This is a genomic window from Pseudonocardia sp. DR1-2, from assembly GCF_023717215.1.
Taxonomy (GTDB): Bacteria; Actinomycetota; Actinomycetes; order Mycobacteriales; family Pseudonocardiaceae; genus Pseudonocardia; species Pseudonocardia alni.
In genome coordinates, this window is record NZ_JAMQOF010000003.1 from 583,056 (window position 1) to 599,478 (window position 16,423).

The 16,423-nt window shown below is 68.8% G+C and carries 22 protein-coding genes; 4 read left to right on the plus strand and 18 right to left on the minus strand.

The genetic code is table 11. The features are described 5' to 3' along the window. Positions 1 to 165: 165 nt before the first annotated feature. From yhjD to ND486_RS30025, 10 genes are all read right to left on the minus strand, one after another. Entirely contained in the window at positions 166 to 1,230 is a 1,065-nt protein-coding gene (gene yhjD, locus ND486_RS11515) for an inner membrane protein YhjD (RefSeq protein WP_251784343.1), read from the minus strand. 43 nt (positions 1,231 to 1,273) lie between these two features. Next, positions 1,274 to 2,287 carry a tryptophan--tRNA ligase gene (gene trpS, locus ND486_RS11520; RefSeq protein ID WP_251784344.1) on the minus strand — a complete coding sequence of 338 codons (1,014 nt, stop codon included), beginning with the start codon at positions 2,285 to 2,287 and terminating at the stop codon, positions 1,274 to 1,276. 25 nt (positions 2,288 to 2,312) lie between these two features. Beyond that, entirely contained in the window at positions 2,313 to 3,215 is a 903-nt protein-coding gene (locus ND486_RS11525) for a helix-turn-helix domain-containing protein (protein ID WP_251784345.1), read from the minus strand. Between the two features lie 197 nt (positions 3,216 to 3,412). After that, positions 3,413 to 3,589, minus strand: coding sequence for a hypothetical protein (locus ND486_RS11530; protein ID WP_251784346.1), 177 nt, complete (start codon positions 3,587 to 3,589; stop codon positions 3,413 to 3,415). A gap of 72 nt (positions 3,590 to 3,661) precedes the next feature. After that, complete coding sequence (locus ND486_RS11535; protein WP_251784347.1) at positions 3,662 to 6,301, minus strand: bifunctional FO biosynthesis protein CofGH; 2,640 nt, start codon at positions 6,299 to 6,301, stop codon at positions 3,662 to 3,664. Positions 6,302 to 6,383: 82 nt separating this feature from the next. Next, a complete protein-coding gene (locus ND486_RS11540) occupies positions 6,384 to 6,887 on the minus strand; it encodes a YbaK/EbsC family protein (protein ID WP_373324028.1) in 504 nt (167 codons plus the stop codon). Positions 6,888 to 6,947: 60 nt separating this feature from the next. Beyond that, positions 6,948 to 7,760, minus strand: coding sequence for a protein kinase (locus ND486_RS11545; RefSeq protein WP_251784348.1), 813 nt, complete (start codon positions 7,758 to 7,760; stop codon positions 6,948 to 6,950). Next, the gene (locus ND486_RS11550) at positions 7,757 to 7,924 is read right to left on the minus strand and encodes a hypothetical protein (RefSeq protein ID WP_308215837.1); all 168 of its coding nucleotides are present in this window, start codon (positions 7,922 to 7,924) and stop codon (positions 7,757 to 7,759) included. The genes ND486_RS11545 and ND486_RS11550 overlap by 4 nt, the downstream gene beginning before the upstream one ends. Before the next feature lie 307 nt (positions 7,925 to 8,231). Beyond that, positions 8,232 to 8,420: a hypothetical protein gene (locus tag ND486_RS11555; RefSeq protein ID WP_251784349.1), complete on the minus strand. Its 189-nt coding sequence runs from the start codon at positions 8,418 to 8,420 to the stop codon at positions 8,232 to 8,234. Positions 8,421 to 8,889: 469 nt separating this feature from the next. After that, positions 8,890 to 9,333 carry a cytidine/deoxycytidylate deaminase family protein gene (locus ND486_RS30025; protein WP_374231401.1) on the minus strand — a complete coding sequence of 148 codons (444 nt, stop codon included), beginning with the start codon at positions 9,331 to 9,333 and terminating at the stop codon, positions 8,890 to 8,892. 365 nt (positions 9,334 to 9,698) lie between these two features. On the opposite strand from ND486_RS30025, the gene ND486_RS11560 reads away from it, so the two are divergent. From ND486_RS11560 to ND486_RS11575, 4 genes are all read left to right on the plus strand, one after another. Further along, positions 9,699 to 10,067: a hypothetical protein gene (locus ND486_RS11560; protein WP_251784350.1), complete on the plus strand. Its 369-nt coding sequence runs from the start codon at positions 9,699 to 9,701 to the stop codon at positions 10,065 to 10,067. A 33-nt stretch (positions 10,068 to 10,100) separates the two neighbouring features. Beyond that, positions 10,101 to 10,805, plus strand: a complete 705-nt coding sequence (locus tag ND486_RS11565; RefSeq protein WP_251784351.1) for a hypothetical protein — start codon at positions 10,101 to 10,103, stop codon at positions 10,803 to 10,805. Positions 10,806 to 10,848: 43 nt separating this feature from the next. Beyond that, entirely contained in the window at positions 10,849 to 11,571 is a 723-nt protein-coding gene (locus ND486_RS11570; protein WP_251784352.1) for a hypothetical protein, read from the plus strand. Positions 11,572 to 11,667: 96 nt separating this feature from the next. Then, positions 11,668 to 12,324, plus strand: coding sequence for a hypothetical protein (locus ND486_RS11575; protein WP_251784353.1), 657 nt, complete (start codon positions 11,668 to 11,670; stop codon positions 12,322 to 12,324). On the opposite strand, the gene ND486_RS11580 is transcribed toward ND486_RS11575, so the two are convergent. The 8 genes from ND486_RS11580 to ND486_RS11615 all read right to left on the minus strand — a co-directional run bounded on the left by ND486_RS11580 (position 12,325) and on the right by ND486_RS11615 (position 16,181). After that, complete coding sequence (locus tag ND486_RS11580) at positions 12,325 to 12,510, minus strand: hypothetical protein (protein WP_251784354.1); 186 nt, start codon at positions 12,508 to 12,510, stop codon at positions 12,325 to 12,327. Then, positions 12,507 to 12,821 carry a hypothetical protein gene (locus tag ND486_RS11585; RefSeq protein WP_251784355.1) on the minus strand — a complete coding sequence of 105 codons (315 nt, stop codon included), beginning with the start codon at positions 12,819 to 12,821 and terminating at the stop codon, positions 12,507 to 12,509. Before ND486_RS11585 ends, ND486_RS11580 begins: the two co-directional genes overlap by 4 nt. Then, positions 12,821 to 13,000, minus strand: a complete 180-nt coding sequence (locus tag ND486_RS11590) for a hypothetical protein (protein ID WP_251784356.1) — start codon at positions 12,998 to 13,000, stop codon at positions 12,821 to 12,823. The genes ND486_RS11585 and ND486_RS11590 overlap by 1 nt, the downstream gene beginning before the upstream one ends. Positions 13,001 to 13,118: 118 nt before the next feature. Then, a complete protein-coding gene (locus ND486_RS11595; protein WP_251784357.1) occupies positions 13,119 to 13,337 on the minus strand; it encodes a hypothetical protein in 219 nt (72 codons plus the stop codon). Positions 13,338 to 13,344: 7 nt separating this feature from the next. After that, positions 13,345 to 14,772: a DNA polymerase A family protein gene (locus ND486_RS11600; protein ID WP_251784358.1), complete on the minus strand. Its 1,428-nt coding sequence runs from the start codon at positions 14,770 to 14,772 to the stop codon at positions 13,345 to 13,347. Beyond that, the gene (locus tag ND486_RS11605) at positions 14,769 to 15,104 is read right to left on the minus strand and encodes a hypothetical protein (protein WP_251784359.1); all 336 of its coding nucleotides are present in this window, start codon (positions 15,102 to 15,104) and stop codon (positions 14,769 to 14,771) included. The genes ND486_RS11600 and ND486_RS11605 overlap by 4 nt, the downstream gene beginning before the upstream one ends. Beyond that, complete coding sequence (locus tag ND486_RS11610) at positions 15,047 to 15,808, minus strand: exodeoxyribonuclease III (protein ID WP_251784360.1); 762 nt, start codon at positions 15,806 to 15,808, stop codon at positions 15,047 to 15,049. The genes ND486_RS11605 and ND486_RS11610 overlap by 58 nt, the downstream gene beginning before the upstream one ends. Before the next feature lie 43 nt (positions 15,809 to 15,851). Then, the gene (locus ND486_RS11615) at positions 15,852 to 16,181 is read right to left on the minus strand and encodes a hypothetical protein (protein WP_062397696.1); all 330 of its coding nucleotides are present in this window, start codon (positions 16,179 to 16,181) and stop codon (positions 15,852 to 15,854) included. Between the last annotated feature and the right edge of the window lie 242 nt (positions 16,182 to 16,423).

Genomic DNA, 16,423 nt, shown 5'->3' on the forward strand with positions numbered 1-16,423 from the left:
GGCGAAGGAGTTCGTCGGGGTCTGTGCCGGGAGGACCGGCCGAGACGGCACAGGCTGACCCCGGTGCCCGAGGGCCGGGCCACGCCCTCCTGCGAACTCGCTTACCGGGTCAGCGAGTTCGTCGGGATCACGTCCTCCGATATCGGGGCGGGACGGCGATCCGGGTCAGCGCCGCCGGCGCCCCAGGGCCCGCAGGCCGAGTGCCCCGCCGATCAGACCCGCGGTGACCAGGCCCGCCGACGCGAGCGCGCCCGGCCCGTCCCGGACGACGTACTGCGGCCGGATGATCGCCGGGGCGGGCAGGTCGCGGTAGCCCAGGTCGTTCTCCTCGGCGCTGGCGGCCCAGGCCGTCACGAACAGCAGGAACCGCGAGGTGAAGAAGATGAAGACCAGCAGACCGAGGATCGATCCGAAAGCCGCACCGGCCGCGGAGTTCGTGACCGAGCCGAGGTAGATCACCATCACCCGCTGCAGGATCGCGAACCCGATCGCGCCGATCAGCGCGGCCCTGGCCGCGCTGCGCAGGGACACGGGCTCGCGCGGCAGCCGGGCGATCACCCAGAGGAACACCAGCCAGTTCCCGGCGAGCACGAGCAGGAACGAGGCGATGCTCAGCAGCACGCGTGCCCACGTCGCCTCGCCGAGGCCGACCAGGTCCAGCAGGAACCTCCCCGCCGCGCCACCGATCGAGGAGATCGCGAACGACAGCACCAGGGCCAGCCCGAGCCCGACCAGGGCGAGCAGGTCGAACGCCAGCCGCTTGATCATCGGCGGGGCATCGTCCCGCTGGCCCCACTGCTCGGTCAGCGCCTCGCGCAGGTTGCTCATCCAGCCGATGCCCGAGTACAGCGCACCGACCAGACCGATCAGACCGATCGCCCCGGCCCGGTCGATCGCGGTCTGCACGATCCCGCCGAGCAGTTCGCCGATCTGGCCCGGTGCGGCCGACTGGATCGCCTGGCGCAGGGAGTCGAGGAGCTCAGGGTTCCCGCGCAGCACGAACCCGGCCGCCGCGAACCCGACCATCAGCAGCGGTACCAGCGCCAGGATGGAGAAGTAGGTGATCGCCGCGGCGTAGTGGTCGCCGTGGTTCTCGGTGTAGCGCTCCCCCGCCCGGACCAGGTGGTCGAGCCACGGATGCTTCTCCCGCTGGCGGTCGAGGAAGGTCTCGGTCTCCTCCTCGTCGGTCTCCAGCCGGTGCGCGATCGTGGCAGCGCGGTTCTCGGCCATCATTCCCCCGGTTCGGTGGTTCTCCCCGCCCCGGGAGCGTCGCTCAGGCGGGCGGGAGGAACCCGATCCTCTCGTGAACCGCGGCCAGTGTCGCGCCGGAGACCTCACGCGCACGGGTGGCACCGCGCGCGAGCACCCGGTCGAGCTCGGCCGGATCGGCCAGGTAGCCGTTCACCTTCTCCGCGAACGGCTCCGCGAACGCGGCGACGATCTCGCCCAGGTCCTTCTTCAGGTCGCCGTAGCCGCGGCCGACGTACTCGGCCTCGACCTCGGCGACCTTCCGGTCGGTCATCGCCGCGTTGATGGTGAGCAGGTTCGCGATGCCCGGCTTGTTCTCCGGGTCGAAGCGGATCTCGCGCTCGTTGTCGGTCACCGCGGAGCGGATCTTCTTGGCCGAGGTCCGCGGCGGGTCGAGGAGCTCCACGATCCCGCTGGGCGACGACGCCGACTTGCTCATCTTCGCCGTCGGGTCCTGCAGGTCGTAGATCTTCGCCGTGGCCTGCGGGATGTGCGGCTCGGGCACCCGGAACGTCTCGCCGAAGCGGTGGTTGAACCGCTGCGCGAGATTGCGGGTCAGCTCCAGGTGCTGGCGCTGGTCCTCGCCGACCGGGACGCGGTCGGCCTGGTAGAGCAGGATGTCCGCGGCCTGCAGGATCGGGTACGTGAACAGCCCGACCGTCGCCCGGTCGGTGCCCTGCTTGGCGGACTTGTCCTTGAACTGGGTCATCCGGCCGGCCTCGCCGAAGCCGGTGATGCACTCCAGGATCCAGGACAACCGCGCGTGCTCCGGGACGTGCGACTGCACGAACAGCGTGCAGCGGTCCGGGTCGAGCCCCAGCCCGAGCAGCTGCGCGGCCGCGACCCGGGTACGCCGGGCCAGCTCGGCCGGGTCGTGCTCCACCGTGATCGCGTGCAGGTCCACGACGCAGTAGAACGCCTCGTGGTCGTCCTGCAGGGCCACCCACTGCCGCAGCGCACCCAGGTAGTTGCCGAGGTGGAACGAGTCGGCCGTGGGCTGGATCCCGGACAGCACGCGGGGACGGTGGGGGTCGTTCATGCCCGCCATCGTTCCCTACCGTCCGTCATCTCGGGCGCACCGGGGACACCGAGTCCCGGGCGAACGCCCGCCCGCACTGCTCGCAGTCCAGCCGCACGCAGAGCGGCTGCCCGCAGGCCCGGTGGCGGATCGTGAGGTCGATCGGGGCGCCGTCCCCGCCGCACCAGCGGTGCGACCACTCGACCAGGCAGGCGTGGATCGGGAAGCTGGCCCGGCCCTTGTCGGTGAGGCGGTACTCGCCGTCGCCGCTGCGGCTGAGCACCCCGAGCGCGACGAAGCGGCGCAGCCGGTCCGACAGCACCTCCGGGGAGATCGCCAGCTCGTGGGCGAAGCAGTTGAACGCCCGGATCCCGGTGAGCGCGGCGCCGAGGACGGCGGCACCCCACCGGTCGCCGATGATCTCCATCGCACCGGGCAGGAACGAGAGCGGGTCGACGGGCAGCGTGCCGCGGGTGCGCCGCGGGTGTCTGCGGGCCAGCAGGTCCAGCCCCGGCGCCCACGGCTCGCGCTCGACCTCGGTGTCCCGCGGCCCGACCGCGCCGCCGCAGGCCGCACAGCACACCCGCACCCGGGTGGGGCGGCCGCAGTCGCGGTGCACGATCTCGGGGAGCGGGACCTCCCGCGGGACCCAGGTCTTCTCCCAGTCCCAGGTGCAGATCAGCAGCTTCCAGATGTCGCCGCCGCGCTCGGTGAGAGCGTAGCCGCGGCGCTCGCGGGCACCGTCGGCGTAGCTGCGGGGCTCGAGCAGACCCGCGTCGACGAGACCGCGCAGCCGCGCCGACAACGTCGCGTCGGAGATGTTGAGGGTCTCCCGCCACTCCGCGTACCGGCTGACGCCGAGGAAGGCGCGCTGCAGGATCAGCAGCGTCCAGGTGTCGGCGAGCAGGCCGAGACCGCGCCCCACGGCGCCCAGCTCCTGCGGCCGCACCCGCTCGCCTCCCTTGACCCCGGACTGCTCAAGATCGTACCGTTGGCCTCACTCTGCCGATCGAAGCCGCGCCTCCGGGCCCGGCCGGCGGCGGGGTGGGCCGGATCGGGGGGTCGGCCCACCGGCCGGGGCGGACGTCCTGCGACAGCGCGGTGAGGGGGCTGCGGCAGCCGCGGGGCGTCGTCCCGGTCAGCACGTCATCCGTTCTCCCGGTCCTTCTCCTGCTCCGGGTCCTCGGGCCGCGGGGCCGGCTCGACCGTCACCACTCCCTTGTCGAGGTCGATCGGGCCCAGCCGCCACTGCTGTCCGCCCTGCGCGGCGTCCGAGTCCTCGTGCATCCGCTTCCGCGGGAACATCTCTCCGAGTACACCCATACCGCCACCGTAGGCCGATCGGCGGCCGAGCCGGTCCCGCGCGGCCCGGGGGCGACGCGGGACCGGCCGGGATCAGGCCGGGGTCAGCGGCAGCATCCGCGGCCCGGTACCCGACGCCGGGGTGAGCACGCGGGGCTCGCCGCGGTAGGTCGTCGTCCGCTGCCGGACCGGGCGACCGGCGGCCGCCGCGATCGCGGTGAGCTCGGCGACGGAGCGCTCGGAGCCGTTCTCCGAGCCGGCCATCCGGGAGATCGTCTCCTCCATCAGGGTGCCGCCCATGTCGTCGGCGCCCCCGGCCAGGATGTCCGCGGCGAGGTCGTCGCCGAGCTTCACCCAAGAGCACTGGACGTGGTCGATCCGCCCGTGCAGCGCGAGCCGGGCGAACGCGTGCACCGCCCGGTTGTCGCGCTCCGTCGGCCCCGGCCGGGCGATCCCGGCCAGGTAGATCGGCGCGTTGTGGTGCACGAACGGCAGCGGCACGAACTCGGTGAACCCCCCGGTCCGGTCCTGGATCGAGGCCAGGGTGCGCAGGTGCCCGAGCCAGTGCCGGGGCTCGTCGACGTGGCCGTACATCATCGTCGAGCTGCTGGGGATCCCCAGCTCGTGCGCGGTCGAGACGACCTCGATCCACTGCGACGCCGGCAGCTTGCCCTTGGTCAGCACCCAGCGGACCTCGTCGTCGAGAATCTCGGCGGCGGTGCCCGGGATCGAGCCGAGCCCGGCGGCCTTCAGCTCGGTCAGCCACTCCCGGATCGACACCCCGGCCTTGGCCGCCGCGGAGACGATCTCCATCGGGGAGAACGCGTGCACGTGCATCCCCGGCACGGCCGCGGTGACCGCGCGGACCAGGTCGGCGTAGAACGACACCGGCAGCTGCGGGTCGATGCCGCCCTGCACGCAGACCTCGGTGGCGCCGTCACGGGCGGCCTCCGCGGCGCGCTGGGCGACCTCGTCGAGCGAGAGCCGGAAGGCGTCGGCGTCGCGCTCGCGCTGGGCGAACGCGCAGAACCGGCAGCCGACGTAGCAGACGTTCGAGAAGTTGATGTTCCGGTTGACCACGTAGGTGACGTCGTCCCCGGTGACCTGCCTGCGCACGTCGTCGGCGAGGTCGAGCAGCGTGCGCAGCGCGGACCCGTCGGCGGTCAGCACGGCCATCGCGGCGTCGGCGTGCGCCGGGTCGAGCAGCGCCGCCGGGTCGGACGCGGCCAGGTCCAGCCCGGCCCGGACGTCGGAGTCGAGCCGCTCGGGGGCCGCCCCGTGCCCGGCGCGCTGGTGCTCCAGCTCGGCGGCCACCTCGTCCCAGTCGCCGTAGACGTCGCCGAAGTCGCTGCGCCGGTCCTCGGTGCGCCCGGTCGTGTCGATCGTCGCGTTCAGGTCGGTGCGCCCGGTCGAGGCGAACCCGCCGTCGGGCTCCTGCCACGCCCGCCCCTCCACGACGGCGTCGGGCCGGGCGAGCCCGTCCGGCCCGGCCAGCGCGGCGACGTGGCCGTGCAGCCGCGCGTCGATCCACGGCGACCCGGCCCGCACGTACTTCGGGTAGGCGGTGAGCCGCTCCTGCAACGAGAAGCCCTCGGCCTCGGTGATCGCGGCCAGCTCGTCGACGGCGGGCCACGGCATCTCCGGGGACACGTGGTCCACCGTCACCGGGGAGACACCACCCCAGTCGTCGATGCCGGCACGCAGCATCAGCGCCTGCTCGTCGCCGACGAGGTTCGGCGGCGCCTGCAGCCGGACCTTCGGGCCCAGCACCAGCCGGGCGACCGCGATGGTGGCGGCCAGGTCCTCCAGGTCGGCGTCCGGGTCGTTCGCCATCGCGGTGTCGGGCTTGGCGCGGAAGTTCTGGACGATCACCTCCTGCACGTGCCCGTGCGCGCGGGCGGCGGAGCGGATCGCGAACAGCGACTCGGCCCGCTCGGTGCGGTTCTCGCCGATGCCGATCAGGATGCCGGTGGTGAACGGGACGCCGACGCGGCCGGCGTCGGTGAGGGCGCGCAGCCGGACCGCGGGCTCCTTGTCGGGGCTGCCGAAGTGCGGGCCGCCCTTCTCGAACAGCCGCTGCGACGTCGTCTCCAGCATCATCCCCATGCTGGCCGCGACCGGCTTGAGCCGGGTCAGCTCCTCCCAGCTCATGACGCCCGGGTTGAGGTGCGGCAGCAGCCCGGTCTCCTCCAGCACGGCGATCGCGCAGGCCCGGACGTAGTCGAGGGTGGAGTCGTAGCCGCGCGCCTCGAGCCACTCGCGGGCCTGCGGCCAGCGGTCCTCGGGGCGGTCGCCGAGGGTGAACAGGGCCTCCTTGCAGCCCTGCGCGGCGCCCTGGCGGGCGATCTCGACGACCTCGTCGCGCTCCAGGTACATGTCGTCGAGCCTGTGCGGGACGGTCGCGAACGTGCAGTAGTGGCAGCGGTCGCGGCAGAGCCGGGTCAGCGGGATGAAGACGTTGCGGGAGTAGGTGACCACGCCCGGGCGGCCCTCCTCGACCAGTCCGGCGTCGCGGACCCGGCCGGCGTGCCCGAGCAGCTCGTCGAGGTGCTCACCGCGGGCGGCGAGCAGGACGGCGGCCTCGGTGACGTCGAGGGTGGACCCGTCCCGGACCCGGCGCAGGGCCCGGCGGAACGCCGAGTCCGAGGGCACCGGTTCGGCGGGTGCGGGGGTCGGGAGTCCGACCGGCGGTTCGGCCTCGGCCGGGACGGGTGCGGCAGGAGTATCGGCCATGCCACCCACACTAGGTTTCGCGGATCATCGCAGCGACCGTCCGTTTCCCGGCGATGGATCACGGCCGGTGCGGGAATACGGCTCAGGCGACCTCGGCGGGCGTCCCGCCGGTGACCGCGACGAGCTCGTCGAAGGTCGTCGGGAACACCGAGCGGGCCACCCCGCCGGCCGCCCAGACCCGATCGAACTCCCCCAGCGCGACATCGACCAGGGTGCGCACCGGCGCCGGGTGCCCGACCGGGGCGACCCCGCCGATGACCTGCCCGGTCGCCTCCAGCACGAGCTCCTTGGACGCCCGGCCGACCCGCTGCGCGCCGACCAGGGCGGCGACCCTGTCGGTGTCGACCCGGTGCGCGCCGGAGGTGAGCACGAGCAGCGGGGCGCCGTCGGCGTCGAAGACCAGCGAGTTCGCGATCTGGCCGACCTCCACCTCCAGCGCGGCGGCCGCCGCGGCCGCGGTGGTCACCGCGTCGGGCAGCAGCACCAGGCCCGCGATCGACGCGGGATCGGCACCGGCCCGGCGCAACGCCTCCTTCACGGCGGCGACGCGGGGGTGGTCGGCGGGGTGTTCGACGCTCCGGCTCACCCGGCCCATCCTGCCCCCGCCGCGTCGCGGGCGCCGCCGGGTTCCCGCCGGCGGGTGTGCTCAGAGGACGGCGAGGACCAGCAGCACGACGACGACCACGGCCAGCACCCCGGCCACGCCCAGCAGGATCCAGCGGTTGCGGCCGAGGTCCCCGCCCGGTGACCGGGGCCGGGCGCCGCGTTCGAACAGCTCGGCGGCCCGGTCGTGGGTCGGGCGGTCGGCCGGGTCGTCGGCGGTGAGGCCGTCCAGGACCGTCGCGAGCGCGCTGCCCGCCGACGGGCGCGGGCCCGCCGCCTCGCGCAGGACGACACCCAGGCACCACAGGTCCGCGGCCGGGGTGTCGGCGCCCTCGGGGGCGGCGGGCGCACCGTTGCCGCCGGGGCGCGGACCGACCGCGCGGGCGAGGCCGACGTCGGTGAGCAGGGCGCGGCCGTCGGCGGTGACCAGCACCGCGTCGGCGTCGAGGCCGCCGTGGGTGCCGCCGTCGGCGTGCACCGCACGCAGTGCGGCCAGCACGTCCCGGCCCACGAGCGCGACCTGCCGGGGAGAGGGCGGCGCCGTCCCGACGACCGCACCCAGCGGTCGCGCCTCCGGGTGCTCGGTGACCAGGTACTCGCGCATGTCCCCGGCCGAGGACCGGTCGGTGACCAGGTCCAGCACCCCGACGACCGACGGGTGGCGCAGCCGTCCGGCCGCCCGGACCTCCGTGAGCAGCCGCTCCCGGACCCCCGCGACCGCGGGCAGCGCGATCTCGGTGACGGCGACGGTGCGGCCGGTGATGCGGTCCTCGGCACGGTGGGTGGGCCCGAAACCGCGCCGGCCCAGCTCGTCGAGCAGCAGGTAGCGGCCGCCGACCATCCGGCCGGCGATCACACGGCCCCCAGCCGGACGACGACGGGGGCGTGGTCGGAGAAGCGCCGGTCGTGCGCGGGCGCCCGGTCCACGACGGCCTCGTGCGCGGCGTCCGCGAGCCCGGGGGTGGTGAGCAGGTGGTCGATCCGCCCACGGATCGGCGCGCGTTGCAGAACGTACGACACGCTGCCGATGTGCCGCCTACCTGCGGCTTTGGCGTACCGACCCACCTGCGACCACTCCGTCCAGCCCCGGCCGCGCGAGGGCTGGGGCGATCAGCTCGTCGATCTTCTTCTGGCACCTGGTCCGAGTGTCCTCGAGCCCCCATACGAGATCCGATCCGACCCACACAGACCAGAAGAATCGGCAGACATCAGCTTCCCAGCGAATCGTAGGCACCGCGAGATAACACCGGCACGCGCCAAGCGATGCCAAACGCGACACGCCAGAAACGCAAAAAGCCCCGCCGAAGCCGGGGCTATGCGATCAGGGTCAGCGCCTGGGCGCCGGTCCGGGCGGCTGCCCTGTCTGCCACTGGTGGTACGCGATCCGGTACTGCTCGTACTCCCGGCTGTACCGCGTCTGGTCGGCCGACTCGCCCGCCTTGTGGGCGAGGACCATGATGATCCACACGAAGGCCCACATGCCGAACGTGATGACCGTCAGGATCAGGTGGAGCACGTGGTTCGTCCGCCGCTCGCGGGGCGGCTGCGGCTCTCGGGGAGGCGGTCCGAGCGGGAAGCTAGGACCGGCCGGCATCGCTGGGTGCACTGGACACCCGGGGCGAAAGGTTGTCTTGCGGCACATCGGTCGTACCGGCACAGCCGTTACACATCCGAGAGCGCCAACCGCGACAGTAGTCAGACGCTCAACAATTTGATCTTGGTTATGTTGAGCACTCTACGATCGCCCGAGATACCGGGTTCGTTACGCACGACAGGAGTGTCAAACGCGACACGCGTGACGACACACCGTGATGGCGAGCGACAAGCGCTTGCGCCTAGGATCACGTCCGAGTCCCGCGCGGGGGGTGTGTGGTCGGACCTCCAAGCCCCTCACAAACCCCCGCGCGGGGCTTCCGTCGTCTCCGTACTCTCTCATCCGGCGAGACTCACGGAGCGTAGCGCGGTCCGTGCTGACTACCTAGCCCCTATGGCATGTCTGAGAGCCAGATAGTCCGTACTGGGTAACGGACCTTACGAACGCCTGACGCGGCGATCAGCTTCAGGCAGCCGTCACAAGGTTCGCAGGTCACGTACAGAGTGGCGCCTATCAGATCCTCCCGGTCGCAGTGCAGCAGGACGTTCGCCTCCGCATGGATTGCGACACACTGACCCGGTCCAGTGTCGTACAAACTTCCGGGTGGGACTTCGCTCACTCTTCGTGGACATGAGGCGCAACCCGGTCGCCCGGACGGGGCACCGTTGTACCCAGTCCCCCTGACCCGGCGGTCCTTGACGATGACCGCGCCGACACGTCGTCTCTCGCAGTCGGCTCTACGGGCCGACGCCTCGGCGATCCCGAGGAAGTACTCGTCCCAGTCGGGACGACTCACGGGCGCGACTGAGTCGCAGCCCTTGGTTACTAGATCCACTAGTTTCCTTCTAAGATCAGTGGATGGTCATCCATCGGGCCGGCAGTGCACCGAACAAGCCGACCCCTCGCGAAAGGTTGGGTTGCGTCCTCGTCACGATCGACGATCTAGACGCTTTGATGCAGCTCCTTGGACCCCACCAGACAGATGAAGAACCGCTGCGAGTGCGCTTCAGCGGTGGGCTCTTCACAGACGCGAACGACCTACGTTCACTGAGCGACCAAGAGCTGTCTCGTCTCACTGTCGTCTCAGGCGCTGTCAGTGTCGAGCTGACCCCGTCTTTCGCGTCAGTCGTCACCGAGGACGAACGACTCCGTGTCGCTGTTAAGACTTGGGCGAAAGATCGAGCCACAGACATTCGCCCCGTGGGCATGAAGAGCAGGCGGATCGAGATTGCTGAGGTATGGATCCCGCCCGTTCTGATGGCCGGACTATTCGGCATTCTATGGTGGGCAGTCACTCAAGAATCGCCGAACTGGATCAGAATAATCTTTGGCATCGTTTGCCTGGGTATGGTCGTCTGGCTTCAGACGACCAGCAGTCGTGATCTACGCGCCAATCGCAGTCGCTACTCCTGGGCGATCATCGAGCCCAGAACGATGACGGAGTTTCGCGACAGACAGAAGTCTGATCATCGACCACGCCAGGCGAACATCGTTGCTACCGTCTCCGCAGTAGCCGCGCTGGTTACGATCGGGGTGACTCTCTTCCTTGCATACTTCCCTCCAAAGTAGCCCTGAGCCCCCGCACGGCCGTGAGGACTTGAGATGACGATCCACAGAGCCGGTAGTTCCGCGAACAAGCCGACTCCACGCGACACGCTCGGCGGCATTCTCTTGACTATCGACGACCTCGATGCCCTGTTGCAGATCGCCTCGAAGTTCGAAAGTCCGGAGCGACCCGTGAAGGTCAACTTCATTGGTGGTCACTTCACAGACGCGAACGACCTGCGGTCTCTAAGTGATGCAGAGCTGTCGCAACTCACAGTGATAGCAGGCGACTTAACGGTCGAACTGAGCGAGCTCCGCGCCTCCGTTACAAGCACAGTAGAAGAACACCGCAAGGACGTCGTGGCGTGGGCCGCGGCACGCCGCACCAAGATCCGGCCGGAGGCGTTCTCGAGAATCTACCTCTGGCCGTTCTTCAGTAGCCTCCTCGGCATCGCGTTGGGGACCTACTTGGGACTTTACGTTGGTGTTCCCGCCGAGTTGACAAGCTCAACCAGTGTGTACTTCGGCGCTGGACTAGTCCTCGCCGCCATGCTGGCTTATCTAGGGTGGGGCGGATACAAGTTCAGCAAGGAGCGTGATCGTTCGTGGGTTATCGTGGAGCCCCGAACGATGGCCGAGTACCGCGATCGGAAGCAGTCAGCGATCGCGCCACGCCAAGCAAACCTAATCGCCCTCGGCGCAATGCTGGTCGGCCTGGTCGGAGTAGTCGTCGCAGTCTGGGCGATCTACGCACCGAAGTAGCCCCACTAGAACCCTGCTACTGCGTTAAGACCGAGAGGCTGAAATGGCGATCCACCGAGTCGGACAGCCGACCGACCGTCCGACCCCGAGCGCCGAGCTGGGTCGCGTACTCGTCACGATCGACGACCTAGAAGCCCTGTTCAAGCTATTAAGCAACCACGGAACGACCGAGGTTCGTGCCCGGTTCAACGGCGGTCACTTCACCAACCCTCATGATCTCCGATCGCTGAGCGACGGCGAACTCAGCTACCTGTCTGTCGAGACACCAGCAGCTCAGGTTCAGCTGCGGTCGAACCGCGCATCTGTCGTGAGCCCATACGACGAGATTCGAGGTATGGTTCAACACTGGGCATCCACAAGGCAGACCAAGGACTCTCCTCGCAAGGGCGACGGCAAAGTCAGTCGACGCCAACGGAAAGAAACGATCACTGCCTGCACCTTTTTTCTATCCTCTATGGCGCTAACCTCGGTGTCGCTGATCCGGCAAACGATTGGCAATCTGCTCTTTATCTCTGATGCAACACTTATGGCCGTTGGAAATACCACGTTTGTGATCTCAGGAATCTGGCTCCTCATAGATACCTTTCGCCAGCCCGAGGAGCTGACGTGCGCCGTTATCGAACCACTAACAGCAGCCGAGTACCGAGCTCGGAAGCAAGCAGTGAAGCTCCCCAGACGGGCAAACCTGATTGCCGCGGCGGGCGCGGTGGCCGCAGTAGTCGCGATCGGGGTAAGCATCTTCCTCGCGTACTTCGCCCCGAAGTAGTACAGAGCCCCCGATCCAAAGCGAGGACTAGAGATGACTATCCGCAGAGTCGGCAATCCGAGTAGCAAGCCGACTCCCAGCGACACGCTCGGCAAGGTGCTCGTAACCATCGACGACCTGGAAGCACTCTTCCAGATCCTTCGAGCCCAGACTCCGGACACAGACGACGTGCACGCAAGGTTCAACGGCGGCTACTTCGACGACGCCAACGATATTCGCTCGCTCAGCGACGGCGAGCTATCCTTCTTAGCTGTCGATTCCATGCAAGCGTCTATCACGCTCAGCCCACAGAGCGCGACCGTTGTTAGCCCCAATACGACAATCCGTGCGAAGGTCGTCCACTGGGCGTCAGTAAGACAGACCACTTCTACACCCCCACGCGGGCGCCTGAGCGGACCAGTGCGCGTATCTGGACTCGAACTACTTATCATCGTAATCGCCGTGGTCCTGGTTCTACCATTTGTCGGCTCACAGATCCTGGGCCTCCCGGAGTATCCGGCCTTATTCTCGATGGCAGCATCCGGAGTAGTCTTCATTTCGGCCGCCATGGGCGCTTTGTTCAGCCGCCAGAGGGGCGACCTAGCCATTCCGAAGTCCTACGCGATCATTGAGCCCCGTACGATGGCCGAGTTTCGCGACAGAAGGCGGTCAGAGAAGCATCCGATCCGCGCCAACACGATTGCCTTGGTCGCCCTCCTGGTCGGTGCTGCGGGCGTAGGAGTGGCAGTCTGGGCAATCTTCGCCCAGCAATAGCTACGGGATCACGACCGTGACTTCGGCCTGGTACATCATCGAGAAGATCCGACCAAGATCCGAGTCGGTCAGCTCGTCTTCCTCGTAGTAGTCGTCGCACTTCTCGACGACCGAGATGAACTCGAACGAGTCCAGCTCGTCGAGGACGAGCTCCCTCGCGATCTCCTTCAGCCTGTCCTTGCTCACACCGGCCACGGGTAGTGGGTCACCTCCCCGTCGACCAGCTCCGGGAAGAGACCGTCGTCGAACTGGACGATCAGCCGTGCGACGACCTGGGGCACTGCCCAGGTCCGGGTAACGACCTGCTCCTCGATCCCCGAGATCGGGAACGCTTTGACCGGTACGCCTGAGACAGCCCGGACGTACCGCGCGACCAGGCACTCGGACGGGTCGTGGTCCCGCCGGCCACGGACGCCGGTAGCGCCGATCTCGTTCGCGAGTTCGATCGTCGATCCGAACGTGGACATGTAGTCGAGCGTCCGCTGAACGGCGTCCATCATCGCCTCCTCTTCGTCTCGGGGTACGCCTCCTTGGAGGCGATGTGGATTCGGGGCTTCCCCTTCGAGTCCTTGCACTCGGGGAAAGAGAACGCGGCGCCGTCGATCAGTTCTAAGATCTCGTGGTCGACTCCGTGCTCGCACGGACTGGTCACGCGGAGCGTGACTGTGTCGCTCACTTCATATCCTTCCACGTGTGGTAGATCCCGTAGAGGACGAGCGGTGCGATCACGCAGAACATGACGACGCCGACGATCGCGGAGAACTGGCCGTACCATTCGGGCATCGGGACGACGATCACGGGACGACCACCTCGAAGATCTCGGCGAGTCCGTAGTACCAGTCGTCGACTGAGAGATCGCCGGTCCGGACGTTAAGAGTGACGATATGGGCCTCGCCGGACAGGACCTTCCGGTATTCGAGCAGGATCTCGTTCTCGATTGCCCAGTCGCCGACGACGTCGAGTGCGACCGTGGTCTCCTCGTCGTCAAACAGGCCGTAGAGTGTTGCGTACATTCCTCTCCTAGTAGTCAGCGCCGTAGAGCGAGCCCCATGAGCGCCCGCCCACTTCGGGGTCGGTCCCGATAAAGACCGGTCCCATCGTTTCTGCCATCAGCTCTGCGATCTTCTGTGCGCCCCACTCGGCCTTCGCCTCGGGAACCGATGCGAGGACTTCGTCATGAATGGGGAGTCGCAGGTACGGGGTGAACCCCGCCTTGTGGAGCCGCAGGATTCCGCGGCACGTGACATCTCGGCTGGTCGACTGGACCATGTAGTTCAGTGCCGAGTACGAGCGCTCGGGGTCGACCGGTAGGCGCCGGCCGATCGGGGTCTCGATGTACCCCTGTCGTCCCGCGAGCCGGGCGAGCTTGTCCGAGTAGGTCTTCACGCCGGGGTACGCCTTGTCGAACCCGGAGACGACTCGCTTCGCGGTCGCCATGTCGAGCCCTGTCTGTTCGGCGACGACCTTCGCGCCACCGCCGTAGACCCGGCCGAAGTTCACGACCTTCGCGTACTTCCGCTCCTTGTCGTCCTTGGTGATGTGGTCACCGAAGGCGGCTCGTGCGGTAACGAGGTGGAGGTCTGCGCCCTCTTCGAAGGCACGGATCATCGTCTTGTCCCCGGACAGCGCTGCCAGGACTCTGAGTTCCTGAGCCTGGTAGTCGATCGAGGCCATGACCTGTCCTGGGTCCGCCGTGAAGCAGCGCCGGATCATCCAGTCCCCGGACGGGAGTGCCTGTGCCGGGATGCCCGTGATCGACATGCGACCGGTCCGGGCTTGGAGCGTGTTGATCGAGGCGTGGCACCTGTCGTTCTCGTCGGCCGTGGCGAGGAACGTGTCGACCCAGGTCTTCCGCCACTTGCCGGCCTTCTTCGCCTCCTTGACCGCGATCGCCAGCGGGTTCTCCTCGCCGACGAGTCGGTCGAGCAGCTTCTTGTCGACCTTGCGTTTGCCGGACGGGGTGCGTTCGACGATCCGGACGCCCATACGTTCGAGTCCGTCTGCGACCTGGTCGGTCGAGTTGACGTTCTCGACTCCCAGCTCTGCGGCTCGCTCGTTGTTCAGCAGCTCGTCGGCAGTCAGCCGGTCCGACAGCTTCTCCGCGTACTCCCGGTCGAGAAGGAACCCGGTCCGCTGCATGTACGAGCAGACCTCGGCGACCTTGTGCTCGTAGGCCGAGAGGTTCCTCGCGCTCGCGGGGACTCGTCCGAGCTGTGCTCGCAGGAGTCGAGCCGCGAGGATGACTTCCATCCCGGCGTAGCGGACGTACTGGGGGTTGAACAGGTCGACCGTGGAGAAGACCTTCTCCTTGGTCGTCTTCATCTCCTTCGCCAGCGCAGACATGAAGCCCTTGACCCCGTCTGCGATCTGCCGGTCGATGTAGTGCCGTGTGACGTCCTCTAGTGCGTTGCCGATGCCGCCCTTCTCGGGCGCCCGCGGGTCGATCACTTCGCGAGGATCTGGGTGTCGGTCACCTTCGGCCAGAGGTCTTCCATCCGGATGCCGAAGTGCTTGTCGATGACCTGAAGGTCGAACACGCCGTTGTGGAAGACGAGCTTGGAGACTCCGAGCAGAGCCTGGCGGGCCTCGTTCTCGAACGCCCTGCCAAGCTCGACTGGGATGACCCAGGCTTCGTCAGGAGTGCCGAACTGGACGAGCCGGACCCGGAACCCGGACGCGTACATCTGAAGACCGGTGGTCTCTGTGTCCGCGGCCAGGATCTTCAGGTGCTTCCGGACGAAGTCACGGAACTCGTCGAGCTCTCGCTCGTGTTCGACCACGTTGATCGTGACGTGGTCACCGGCCACCCGGTGTCGTTGTCGAAGGCCCGCCCGCGGTAGCTCCACCACGAGTACGGCCCGTCGACGCCCGGGTGCCGCTCGCGCACCACGTCGCGCCAGCCGTGCTCGAGCAGCTTCGCGAACCACTCCCGCTCGTGCGGCAGGAACCCGGAGTTGCGCCGGTTCCCGCGCCAGTTGCGCAGGTCCAGCTCGGTGGGCGCGATGTTCCAGTCCCCGCCGACGACCATCTGCCGCCCGGTCGCGGCGCACCGGTCGAACGCGGTGCGCAGATGGTCACCGAAGGCCGCGCAGAACGCGTCCTTGTGGTCCTGCCGCTCGGTGCCCGCCTCGCCCTTGGGCAGGTACAGCGAGGCCACGGTGAGCCCGCCGGGCAGGTCGACCTCCAGGTAGCGGCCGTCGAGGTCGGTGGTGGGATCGCCGAGGCCGATCCGTACAGCCTCGGGCTCGTCGCGGCTCAGCACGGCGACGCCGTTGCGGCCCTTCGCCGTCAGTGACGGGGCCAGGCGCAGGTGCCAGCCGCCCTCGTCGAGCGCGGCCAGGAAGGCGGCCGGCAGCTCGTCGGGCCGGGCCCGGACCTCCTGCAGGCAGACCGCCCGCGCGTCGGTCGCGGCCAGCCACTCCAGCAGCCCCTTGGTGGCGGCGGCACGGACCCCGTTGACGTTGACCGTGGCGAGCGCTTTCACACCGTCTACTGTGCCGCACCCCTGATCACGCTGCGCGACGGGTTCAGCACCGGCTGCCCGAGGTCGCGGCGACGGAGTCCACCGGGACCCACTGGTTCTGCTCGGTGAGCTTGCGGAAGCCGCCGTCGACGATCGTCTCGGCCGCGACCTCGGTCCCGACCGGGAGCGTGCGGACCGGCGCCGCCGAGTTGCCGGGCGCCGAGCGCACCGTCACCTGCTCGCCCTGCACCACGACACGGCACCCGGTGGTCTCCAGGTTCCCGGTGACACCGCCGTAGGCGAGGGCGACGACCGTGAGGCCGACTCCGATGAGCCCGACCAGCGGCCAGCCCCTCAGGAGCGACTTCCGGGTGAGCCCGAAGACCTTCGCCACCGTGGTTCCCCTCCCGCCGAACGCTGCCGCGACCACGGTAGCCGGTCCGCGGCCGTGGGCTCGACCGTCACGGGGGTGTCGGGCCGGTTACTCCTGCGGGCGGGCGGGGCCGGTGAACAGATAGCGTGTGGCCCAGTCAGCGGGTCGCCGCGCCGGGGACCCGCCCGGTCGTCCCGGGCCCGTCCGCCGGCGCCGTCGCGGCCCGCTCGCTGGACACGGCAGCACACACGACGAGCCGAGGC